6 protein-coding genes are annotated in these 11,752 nt (G+C 32.1%); 3 read left to right on the top strand and 3 right to left on the bottom strand.

From position 1 onward, the window contains the following. Nucleotides 1-248: 248 nt before the first annotated feature. Genes mutL through miaB form a run of 3 tightly spaced genes read right to left on the bottom strand, consistent with a single transcriptional unit; the run spans nucleotide 249 to nucleotide 6,270 of the window. On the bottom strand, nucleotides 249-2,192 hold the full coding sequence (gene mutL, locus F553_RS0110955) for a DNA mismatch repair endonuclease MutL (protein ID WP_019000129.1): 1,944 nt from the start codon (nucleotides 2,190-2,192) through the stop codon (nucleotides 249-251). Between the two features lie 4 nt (nucleotides 2,193-2,196). Beyond that, entirely contained in the window at nucleotides 2,197-4,935 is a 2,739-nt protein-coding gene (mutS, locus tag F553_RS0110950) for a DNA mismatch repair protein MutS (protein WP_019000128.1), read from the bottom strand. Between the two features lie 3 nt (nucleotides 4,936-4,938). Then, nucleotides 4,939-6,270, bottom strand: a complete 1,332-nt coding sequence (gene miaB / locus F553_RS0110945; RefSeq protein WP_033405803.1) for a tRNA (N6-isopentenyl adenosine(37)-C2)-methylthiotransferase MiaB — start codon at nucleotides 6,268-6,270, stop codon at nucleotides 4,939-4,941. A 436-nt stretch (nucleotides 6,271-6,706) separates the two neighbouring features. On the opposite strand from miaB, the gene brnQ reads away from it, so the two are divergent. The 3 genes from brnQ to F553_RS0110930 all read left to right on the top strand — a co-directional run bounded on the left by brnQ (nucleotide 6,707) and on the right by F553_RS0110930 (nucleotide 11,404). Then, nucleotides 6,707-8,056 carry a branched-chain amino acid transport system II carrier protein gene (gene brnQ / locus F553_RS0110940; protein ID WP_019000126.1) on the top strand — a complete coding sequence of 450 codons (1,350 nt, stop codon included), beginning with the start codon at nucleotides 6,707-6,709 and terminating at the stop codon, nucleotides 8,054-8,056. A 27-nt stretch (nucleotides 8,057-8,083) separates the two neighbouring features. After that, complete coding sequence (locus tag F553_RS0110935) at nucleotides 8,084-9,691, top strand: amidohydrolase (protein ID WP_019000125.1); 1,608 nt, start codon at nucleotides 8,084-8,086, stop codon at nucleotides 9,689-9,691. A gap of 255 nt (nucleotides 9,692-9,946) precedes the next feature. Next, nucleotides 9,947-11,404, top strand: a complete 1,458-nt coding sequence (locus F553_RS0110930) for a nicotinate phosphoribosyltransferase (RefSeq protein ID WP_019000124.1) — start codon at nucleotides 9,947-9,949, stop codon at nucleotides 11,402-11,404. The last annotated feature ends 348 nt before the right edge of the window (nucleotides 11,405-11,752 follow it).

Below are 11,752 nucleotides of genomic sequence, written 5' to 3'. Positions count from 1 at the left end.
GATTTTTATGAAGAAGTTGTGAGATGCCACCATTTTCATAATGAAATATCCATCTGCAAAGAGAAGCTGTGTTTGGCATGTTTAGAATTTTAGCTACATGAGAAATAGAATCTCCTTTTAAAACCATTTTAATTGCTTTAACTTTAAATTCATTTGAGTATTTAGTCATAAAAAAACTGCACCTCCAAAAGTTGTTTTTTGTCCAACTTTTGGGGTGCAGTTCAAATTTGCCTATCTTTTTCTTTTTTTTATTGTACTCGTTTAAACATCTTTTCCAAATCATAAGTACTAAATTTTATAATAGTTGGTCTGCCGTGTGGGCAGGTGTATGGTAAAGTTGTTTGAGCAAGTTCATTTAAGATTATCTTCATCTGTGTGATATTTAAGACATCGCCTGCTTTGATAGCTGCTTTGCAAGCTGTCATAGCTAAACAGGAATGACGAATTTCTTGAGGAGTAGGTGTGTGCAACTGAGAAAGTGAAATTAAAATTTCACGGAAAATATCTTCACTTTCTTGTGGTTTTATATCAGCGGGAACTTCTTTTAAACGGATTTGATTTTGTCCTGCTAATTCCACGTTAAAGCCTAAATCATATAAAATTTGTTGATTTTCTTCTATTAGAGTTAATTCACTATTATTTACATCTAAAAATAAATGCATCAATAATGGTTGAACAGGAATTCGCTCAGTTTGTTTAGCAAATTTATCATATAAAATGCGTTCATGTGCTGCATGTTGGTCAATGATGTACATTCCTCCATTAGGGCCTTGAGCAACAATGAAGCAAGCATCAATTTGCCCGATTGGCGTTAGATTGACAGCTTCTTTTAATAGTTGAGTAGAATTTTGACAATCTGTTAAGTTTTCGCTAGATGAAATATTTATATCTGTTTGAGGCTTTGTGGTAGTATTTGTTTGGTAATCTTGAATGGCGGTTTCTTGAATAGTATTGCTGTGATGATTAGATAAATTAGGGTGAAGTGTTTCTCTTGCTTGGCGAAATTTATTTAAATCTGTTGTTAAAGGAGTTGTATTATTTTTTAATGATGGTATATGGTTAATTGAATTTTGTTTAAATGAATTTGATGGAGTAGATGGATTGTTTTCAGGTAAATCCATATTGATTTGTTCAGGCACTGTTTTTTCAATATGCAATGCTTTATCTGTTACAGGAATAGCAAAATCACTTAAAGCTTGATTATCACTAGGTTTTACAGCTTCTAAAACAGCATGGTATATAGTCTTGAATAATAAGGATTCATCTTCAAATTTTATTTCCGCTTTTTGAGGGTGTACATTGATATCAATAGTTCGTTTGTTGATTTCAATATTTAAAATAACAAATGGATATCCAGATTTTGGCAGTAATGAATGGTAAGCATTGTCGATTGCTTTGGAAATAATCCTACTATTGACTACGCGACCATTGATGACGAATGCTTGCCAAGAACGAGAACTGCGGATAATAGCAGGTTTAGAGATGAAGCCTGTTACTTTGATATCATCAGTTATCGCTTCGATGGGCAATAATTCTTCGCTGACTTTAGCACCATAGATACATTCAATAGCATCATATAGAGAGCCATTACCTGGGGTAGTGATAGCTATTTTATTATTATTAATCAATTTAAAAGCAATATTAGGTTTAGATAAAGCTAATTTTATGATAAAATCATTTATTTTATTTGCTTCTGTGGTCGTGGTTTTGAGAAATTTTTTACGAGCAGGTACATTGAAGAATAAATCTTCTACTTTGATAGTAGTACCGATATTACAGCCCATATCTTCAATTTCATCAATGCGACCACCTGTTAATTTTATAGTAGTACCTAAATCATCTTGTGGGCGACGTGTAATCAAATTAAATCTTGATACAGCAGCGATAGATGGCAAGGCTTCTCCACGGAAACCTAAAGTATCTATAGACATCAAATCGTCTACTTGTTTGATTTTACTAGTAGCATGACGCAAGATAGCTAGTCTAGCATTTTGATTATCCATGCCAGCGCCATTATCTGTAACGCGCATAAAAGATGTTCCACCAGCTAAGATTTCCACTTCGATTTTATCCGCATGAGCATCTATGGAATTTTCTACAAGTTCTTTAATTACAGAAGCTGGTCGCTCGACAACTTCACCAGCTGCTATTTTATCGACAGTGATATCATCTAAAATATGAATAGAAGTCATAATATCACTCCTCTTGTTTTGCCTGTTGTTGCAATTCGTATAATTTATTCATAGCATCAAGTGGTGTCATACTCATTAAATCTAATTCTTTTAATTGAGTGCTTATACTTACGCCGAATAAAGTTGGCATTTCTGCTACTTGCATAAATTTCAATTTTTTAGTTGGATTAGCAGTTAAAGTTGGTGTTTTTTCTTGATAATCAGCTATTTCAGTATCTTCTTGATTATTTTGAAGATAATTTATTTCTGAAGTAGTGTCATTTGTGATAGCTGTATCTTGTTTTAGTGTAGTATTTATATTGTTTTCGTCAGAAATATCTTTAGAAATAACAGTTTTTTCTTTAGTCGGAGCTGTATTTTCTAAATCAATGAGAATTGTTTCCGAACGTTTTACGACTTCTTGAGGTAATCCAGCTAATTTAGCAACATGAATACCATATGATTTATCAGCACTACCGCGAATAATGCGACGTAAGAAGGTTACATCAGAGCCTTTTTCTTTTACGGCAATACAATAATTTTTTACATGAACATCATCTTCTAGGTCAGTTAGTTCATGGTAATGCGTAGCAAATAGAGTTTTAGCTCCAATATGGTCGCGTATATGTTCAATAACAGCACGAGCAATACTCATACCATCGTACGTGCTTGTACCGCGTCCAATTTCATCTAAAATGACAAGACTTTTATTTGTAGCATATTTTAGAATATGAGATACTTCATTCATTTCTACCATGAAAGTACTTTGTCCACTGACTAAATCGTCGCTAGCACCTATACGTGTAAAAATTTTATCCACAGGGGAAATTGAAGCTTCACGAGCAGGTATGAAAGAACCTACTTGCGTCATCAATGTGAGTAGAGCAGATTGTCGCATATATGTTGATTTACCAGCCATATTAGGGCCAGTGATAATCATGATTTCATTTTGAGCATTATCTAAATGAGTGTCATTTGGCACGAATAAATCTCGATTTAAAATGCGTTCAACAAGAGGATGTCTTCCATCTTTGATATAGATAGTGCCATCATCTAATAATTTTGGACGAATGTAATTATATTCATCACCTGCTTGAGCTAAGCTTACTAAAACGTCTAAAATAGCTATTTCATGAGCAGTATTTTGAATAGAGCTTATTTTCGTTTTTAAGATATCGCGAAGCTCTGTAAAGAGATTATATTCTAATTGAACAATTTTTTCTTGTGCACCGAGAATTTTAGTTTCAAATTCTTTGAGTTCTGGTGTGATATAACGTTCAGCATTGGCTAAAGTCTGCTTACGAATATAGTTTTCAGGTACCATTTCTGTGGAACTATGGCGGACTTCGATATAATAGCCAAATACTTTGTTATAGCCGATTTTTAAGGATTTGATACCAGTTTTATTTTTTTCGTCTTCTTCCATTTGCTGTAAAAGACGTTTGCTGTTTTTAGCGATATTGCGGTATTCATCTAATTCTTGATTGTAGCCATCTTTGATGAAGCCACCTTCACGGATAGAGAAACTAGGATCTTCAACGATTGCCTTATCGATTAAAACTACTAAATCATTATAGGTAGAAATCTTTTGATGAATGTTTGCTAATAATTTAGCAGTGGCTTTAGCTAAGGATTTTTTTATAGCAGGCAATACATATAATGAAGATTTTAGGGCATTCATATCGCGAGCATTTGCTGTGCCGACTTCCATACGAGTCAATAATCTTTCAAAATCATAGATTTCTTTTAATTGTTCACGAAGATTATTACGCAAGGAAAAATCAGATACAAGATTAGCTACAGCATCTAAGCGGTCATTTATCTTTTTAGGGCTAAGTAATGGATATTCTAGCCATTTACGTAAAAGACGGCTACCCATAGCTGTTTTGGTGAAGTCTAAAACATCATATAATGTATCTTTTTTGCCACCATCGCGAAGATTGCGAGTTATTTCTAAGTTGCGCAAAGTATAGGTATCGATAAATAGAGATTTTGAAGAGTCTAAATAAGTTAATTTATTCAGATGAGTTAAATCTGTTTTTACTGTTTCATGTAAATATTCAAGTAAAGTAGCAATTGCCTTGTGAGCGATTTTATTATCTGGGCGATTATGCACATCAAAATGTTGTAGCATTAGGTCTTCGATTTGTGATGTGATTTCAGTCAATTCATTAACTAAGCAATTATTTAAACGAAGAGATAAGAAATTTTTTAATTCACGTTCATAAGAAAAAGGCTTAATTAATAATAATTCTGGCATCATCAAGCGATAAAGTTCGTCAAATAATAATTGGCAACGGTCAGGGCCATCATAAATACTATAGAAGCATTCGCCAGTGGAGATATCAGCACCAGCTAGATAAATAGCGTGATTTTCTTCATAGATTAAAGCTATATAATTGTTTTTACTGCTAGTCAAAGCAGATTCGTTCATCACTGTACCAGGAGTGATGATTTTGATAACTTCACGTTTTGTAAGTCCCTTTGCTTTAGGGTCGCCGATTTGTTCACAGATAGCTACTTTATAGCCTTTATTTACTAATTTATTAATATAAGATTCAGCAGCATGATAAGGCACTCCACACATAGGAATGCCATCACCTGCTGTACTTCTTTTAGTTAAAGTGAGTTCTAATTCTTTGGAAACGAGTATAGCATCGTCCAAAAACATTTCATAAAAGTCACCTAGACGAAAGAATAATATTTGGTCTGGGTGTGCATTTTTTACAGCTTGATACTGTTGCATCATTGGAGTGAGTTTCAAAATTTACGCCTCCAATTCACCTTTTAATACCCATGTCTGTGGATGTGTGATTTTTACTTTAACTAAATCGCCGATTTGTTCATCTTTATGTTCCCAAAGTACAATTTTATTAGTGCGAGTATGACCAGTATAAACATTTGGTTCAGTTTTACTAGGGCCTTCAACCATAACTTCTACTGTTTTATTTAATAAAGATTGATTTATTTCTAAGCTGATTTCATTTTGAGCGTCCATTAATTTATGGAGACGTTCTTTTTTGAGTTCTTGAGGAACTTGATTTTCCATAGTAGCTGCTGGTGTACCAGAACGTTTGGAATATAAGAATGTATAAGCTGCGTCATAGCGAATTTCTTTTAAGAATTCGAGCATTTGAGCGAAATCTTCGTCTGTTTCTCCAGGGAAACCTACGATTAAATCAGTAGTGAAACTAGCTTCTGGGAATTGACTGCGGATTTTAGCTACAAGTTCTTTATAATAAGCTGTAGTATAACCGCGGTTCATAGCTTTGAGCATTTTGTCAGTACCATATTGGACTGGTAGATGGAAATGTTCGCAGATATGTTTGCTATTTTTTATAGTTTCGATAACTTTATCTGTTAAATCACGAGGGTGAGAAGTCATATAGCGAATACGTTCAATGCCTTCGATTTTATCTACCATAGCAAGTAAATCGGCAAAGTCAGCATCATCTCTATCTTTTCCGTAGGAATTAACATTTTGACCGAGTAAAGTAACTTCTTTTACACCATTTTGAGCAAGTTTTGTTATTTCTGCAACGATTTCTTGCGGTGCACGACTGCGTTCACGACCGCGAACGTAAGGAACGATACAATAAGTACAGAAATTATTACAACCATACATAATAGGCACGAAAGCAAATAAAGAGTTGTTTTCTGCTGGTTCTACATTTGGTGGCATATCATAATCGCCAGCTAATTTGACAATATGACCACGAGAAGCAAAAATTTCTTCTAATACAGCAGGTAAATCATACATTTTATTTGTGCCAAGGACAAAATCTACATGAGAAGCTTTTTTGAAGATGGCATCACCATCTTTTTGTGCCATACAACCAGTGATACCTAAGATTAAATCTGGTTTTTGTTGTTTTAAATGTTTGATTTCGCCAATTTTGCCATAAATTTTCTTTTCGGCACTTTCACGAACACAACAAGTATTGATGATGATAATATCAGCATCTTCTAATTTTTCAGCAGGTTTATAGCCCATGCGTTCTAATTGACCTGCGAAGCGTTCACCATCAGAAAAATTCATCTGACAGCCATAAGGTAAAATTTTATATAATAATTGTTTATGATTTAACAAAAGATACATCCTTTCTAAAAATAAATTGAATTGTAATTAAATAACTAAGATAAGAATAGCCACCAGCTAATTAATACTGGTGGCTATATCCACAATAAAATAATTATATCATTTTCTAAAATGGACTTCAATACTTAGTGATTTTTAAGACGGCAAGTATAATTTTGCAGATAAGATGTATTAGTATGATGAACTTTAACATGGATTTTTATTTTAGATTTTTGATGAATGAAAAAAATGATTTTAATTTTTGTGTTAAAATCTTGATTTTGTTACGAAAAATAAAATTTAAAATACAAATGTATATTATAAAAAGAAAAAATATAGAGTATTTATTATATTGCGTATATCATTGACAATATGAATAACTTTGGTATAATTATACGATAAAGATATAAGATAAATGCAATTAATTAATAAAACTTAAAAGAGGAGTGGTCGATAGATGAAGAAAAATATGAAAAAAGATATTTTAGTTATGGGTTTTGCGATGTTTGCCATCTTTTTTGGTTCAGGTAATTTGATTTTTCCACCGATTATAGGTTTAGTATCAGGTGAACAAGTTGGCTGGGCAATTATCGGTTTAGCACTTACAGGAATTTTATTTCCTATGATGGCTTTAGCTTCTGTAGGTAATGTAGGATATAATTTGCAAGATATGATGAAACATATCAATAGTTGGTGGCATTATTTATATATGGGACTTGGTTTATTAGTTGTTATTTTTGGTACTATACCTAGATGTGGCGGTGTAGCTTTTGAGTCTGGTATGCAAGGCATTTTTGGTGAATTACCATTCATGGCGAGAATTATTTTTCTAGCTATATTTTTTGCAATATCATATTATTTTGCTATGAACCGTTCCACTGTTATTGATAAAGTAGGCAATTATTTGACACCAGCTTTACTTATTACTTTATTGGCAATTGTTGTATTAGCCATTGTAAATCCTATCGATACATTACATAGTAGCTCTATTTCTACAGCCAAAGAGTCATTTTTGAATGGATTTTTTACAGGATATAATACAGGTGATGTAGGTACAGGTATTATTTGTGCAGGTATGTTTATCACTGCTTTTCGTGAAAAAGGTTATTGCAATAAACAAGAATATAATAAAATGATGCTCGGTATTATCTTAGTAGGTTTTACTTTATTATTTGTTGTCTATGCTGGCTTAGCATATTTAGGAGCTCAAGGTGTAAATTATTATAGTTTAGATGTAAATGCTACATTTTTACTCACTGATTTAGTGAAAAATTTAGCAGGTTATGAAGGTAGTTTTATTTTAGCTGTTGCTGTTATTTTGGCTTGTTTGACTACTGCTATAGGTATGATTGCTACTGCTGGTCAATGGGTGGAAGCATGGTTTAAAGGCAAAATTTCCTATAAACAAGCTTCTTTGATGATTACTATTGCTATTTTTATGATTTCTTGTCTTGGTGTTAGCAATGTGCTTAAAATATCTGGCCCTATTTTTATGATTTTATTCCCAATGTCAGTAGTATTGACTTTCTTAGGTTTAGGTAAAAAATGGGTACCAAACGATGGTGCATGGAAAGGTGCTGTTTGGGTAGCTTTTATTATGTCATTATTTGATGCTTTAAATTTAGCAGTGATGACAGGATTAGTGAATATAGATATTTCTGGCTTAATGAATATCATCAATCAAATTCCATTAGCTAAACAAGGCTTTGCATGGCTTATTCCTACAATTTTAGGTTATGTCATAGGTGCTGTTGTTTATAAATTTAAGAAAAAAGAAAGTATTGCTTATGAAGTTTGGGACAATTAATTTTAATTAGTATTTGGAGTATATTTTATGGAAGAAAATAATTTTATTTATGAGAATGGAAAAATTTTCACATCAGATGAAGATAATCTTAATGCTGATAGTATGATTGTGGAAAATGGATATATAAAATGGATAGGAAAAAAAGAAGATAGACCAACTTGTGATTTTCCAATAATAGATTTAAATAATGCTTGCATATTGCCAGGATTTGTAGATGCACATATGCATCCTGTAATGCTGGCTGACTTTAGCAAAGAAATATCAGCATTACCTCCAAAAGTGAATTCTATAAAAGACTTGATTGCAGAAATAAAAACAAAAGCTCAACAGTTGAGAAAGGACAATAAGAATGAATGGATTTTGGGCTGGGGTTATGATGAAGGGAAATTCGCTGAAAAACGTTCTATAACTCGTTGGGATTTAGATGAAGGAACAGAAGATTTTCCTGTGGCAATCATTCGCACTTGTGGTCATATAAGATGTGTAAATAGTAAAGCATTAGCTCTAGCAGGAATAGATAAGAATACGAAAGACCCAGAAGGTGGGCAAATTGAACGTGATGAATTTGGCGAGCCTACAGGTGTTTTAAAAGAAAATGCGAGAAATTTAGTTTTGCCTTATATACCTGAATTAAATGAAGCTGAAAAGGTGCAGAATTTAGTAGATTTAGGGGACTTATTGATTTCACAAGGTATAGTGGCTGTTTGTGATATGGGTAATTTGGATAAATCCGATAATTATACTTATTATAGAGAAGCAATAGCAAAAGGTTTTAAGCAAGAAGTTTCTATGTATTATATGTGGGATTTCTTTATGCATGACAAAGATTTTGCTATTAGCAAGGAAAAACAAAATAATGATAATCAAGTATTTGTTGCTGGATTGAAATTAATTGGTGATGGTAGTGTATCTGGTAAAACTGCATGGATGGATAAGCCTTATTTAAATAGCAATAGTTGCGGTATAAGTGTATGTTCTGATGAACAATTGGAGACTGCAATTGATTTTTGTAAGCGAAATAAATGTCAATTATCCGTACATGCTATGGGAACAAATGCCATAAAACGCGTGGTGGATAGAGTTTATGCAGAAAAAGATTGGCTCAATCAAGATAGACCATATGTAAGAGTTGAACATATTACTTTACCTAGTCAAGATAGCATTGATAAAGCCGTAGAAAAAAATATTGGTTTTGTAACTCAGCCTATTTTTCTTTATGCAGAGATAGAAAGTTATCTACAAAATTTGGGCGAAGATATCATGAAAGAATGTTATCCAATAAAATCTTTATTAGAGCAAAAAGTAAATCTATGTTTTTCTACTGATGCACCAGCAACATCATGGGCAGTGCCTTCTGATCCTTTTGTTTGTATCAAAGGGGCTGTTACAAGAAAAGCATATGATAATACAGATTGTGGTAATGATCAAATCATAGATATGAAAACTGCGATAATTTTATATACAAAAAAATCAGCGCAAATTGCAGGTTTTAAAAATCTCGGTCAGTTGAAAACAGGATATAAAGCAAATTTCATAACACTTGATAGAGATATTTTTGCCATAAATCCTCAAAATGTTGATAAGGTAAAAGTTAATAAAACTTATATTAATGGCAAATGTGTTTTTGCTAGATAAGCTGAAAATATTAAATAATATTTAATAAATATGAGAAAATAAGAGAGAATTCTATAATATTATGGAATTCTTTTTTATTTACATTGATGTATTTGTAAAAATCAGATTATTTTTATTTAAAGAGTAGAAAATAAATACAGCTTGCTATATAATATTAAGGAATATAACTTTTATTTTTGTAAAAAGAAATGAAGTATATTAATAATAGAGAGGGATTTATAATATTTTTGTTATAAATTTGAAAGGAAGTTCTTTATGAATTCAAAAAATGAAAATTTAGCCATGTTATGTGATTTTTATGAATTTACAATGGGAAATGGCTATCTAAAAAATAATTTACATAAAAAAAATGTGTATTTTGATGTATTTTTCCGTAATATTCCTGATGATGGTGGTTTTGCTATAGCAGCTGGCTTACAACAAGTAATAGAATATATAAAAGACTTACATTTTGATAAAGAAGATATTGAATATTTTCGTTCTAAAAATATGTTCAGTGAAGATTTCTTAGAATATCTAGCTGATTTTAAATTTACAGGGGATATTTATGCTGTTCCTGAAGGAACTTGTATTTTCCCTCGTGAACCAATTATGACTATTAAAGCTCCTGCTATTGAAGCACAGATTTTAGAAACTTTTATTTTATTGACTTTAAATCATCAATCTCTTATTGCTACAAAAGCAAATCGCATAGTAAGAGCTGCTCAAGGTAGACCTGTGTTAGAATTTGGTTCTCGTCGCGCTCAAGGTGCAGATGGTGCGGTAAAAGGTGCTAGAGCTGCATATATTGGCGGTTGTGCTGGAACAGCTTGTACACTTACTGATGAACTTTATCAAGTGCCAGCTAGTGGTACTATGGCTCATGCTTGGGTACAGATGTTTGATTCTGAATATGAAGCATTTAAAGCTTATTGTGAAATTTATCCTCATAATGCAGTGTTATTAGTAGACACTTATAATACTTTAAAAAGTGGTGTACCAAATGCTATTCGCGTATTCAAAGAAATGCTTGTGCCACAAGGTATTACTAATTTTGCAATTCGTTTAGACTCTGGAGATATTTCTTATTTATCTAAACAAGCTAGAAAAATGCTTGATGAAGCAGGTCTTACAAATTGTAAAATCGTAGCATCTAATGCTTTAGACGAACATTTAATCCGTGATTTATTAATGCAAGGTGCTAAAGTAGATGTATTTGGTGTAGGTGAAAGAATGATTACTTCAAAATCTGCACCAGTGTTTGGCGGTGTATATAAATTAGTAGCTATTGAAAATGAAAATGGTGAAATTACACCAAAAATTAAACTCAGCGAAAATATCTCTAAAATAACAAATCCACATTTCAAAAAAGTATATCGTTTGTATGATAAAGAAACTGGCAAAGCTATCGCTGATGAACTTTGCTTATATGATGAAACAATTGATACAACAAAAGAACATACTATTTTTGATCCAAATGCTACATGGAAACAAAAAACTCTTACTAATTTCACTGCTAGAGAATTGCAAGTTCCTATCTTCAAAAATGGTGAATGTGTATATGAAAGCCCATCTATAGAAGAAATAAAAGCATATTGTCAAAAAGAAGTGGAAACTTTATGGGACGAAGTAAAACGCTTTGAAAATCCACATCGTTATTATGTAGATTTATCTCAAAAATTATGGGATATTAAAAAAGAATTATGCGTTAAAAATGCAATGAAAAGCAAATAATAAATAAAATTCATTTTTCTTTTGTTTAAAAGAAAAACGAATCAAAAAGAAAATATCCCGCAATATTGATTTTACTTTGGCAAAAATAAAATCACGCCTACAGCGCTCTAAACTCGCTACGCTCAAACAGTAGGACTAAAAACGTAGTCATAATTTTATTTTTGCCAATAGCTTTCAGCTACCGTAAAAGTCTGCTAATGCGGGAATAGTTAGGTGTTATTAATATTTAACAAAGTTATTTTCAATAACCTACGGTTACCACTAAAATTTATAATGCGGAAATAGTTTGGTATTATAATGAATTAAAAACGTAGTCATAATTTTATTTTTGCGGATAGCTTTCAGCTA

It is taken from the genome of Megamonas rupellensis DSM 19944 (assembly GCF_000378365.1).
Classification (GTDB): Bacteria; Bacillota; Negativicutes; order Selenomonadales; family Selenomonadaceae; genus Megamonas; species Megamonas funiformis.
The sequence above is the reverse complement of the archived record's forward strand: the minus strand, read 5'-3'. Positions and strand labels throughout refer to the sequence as shown.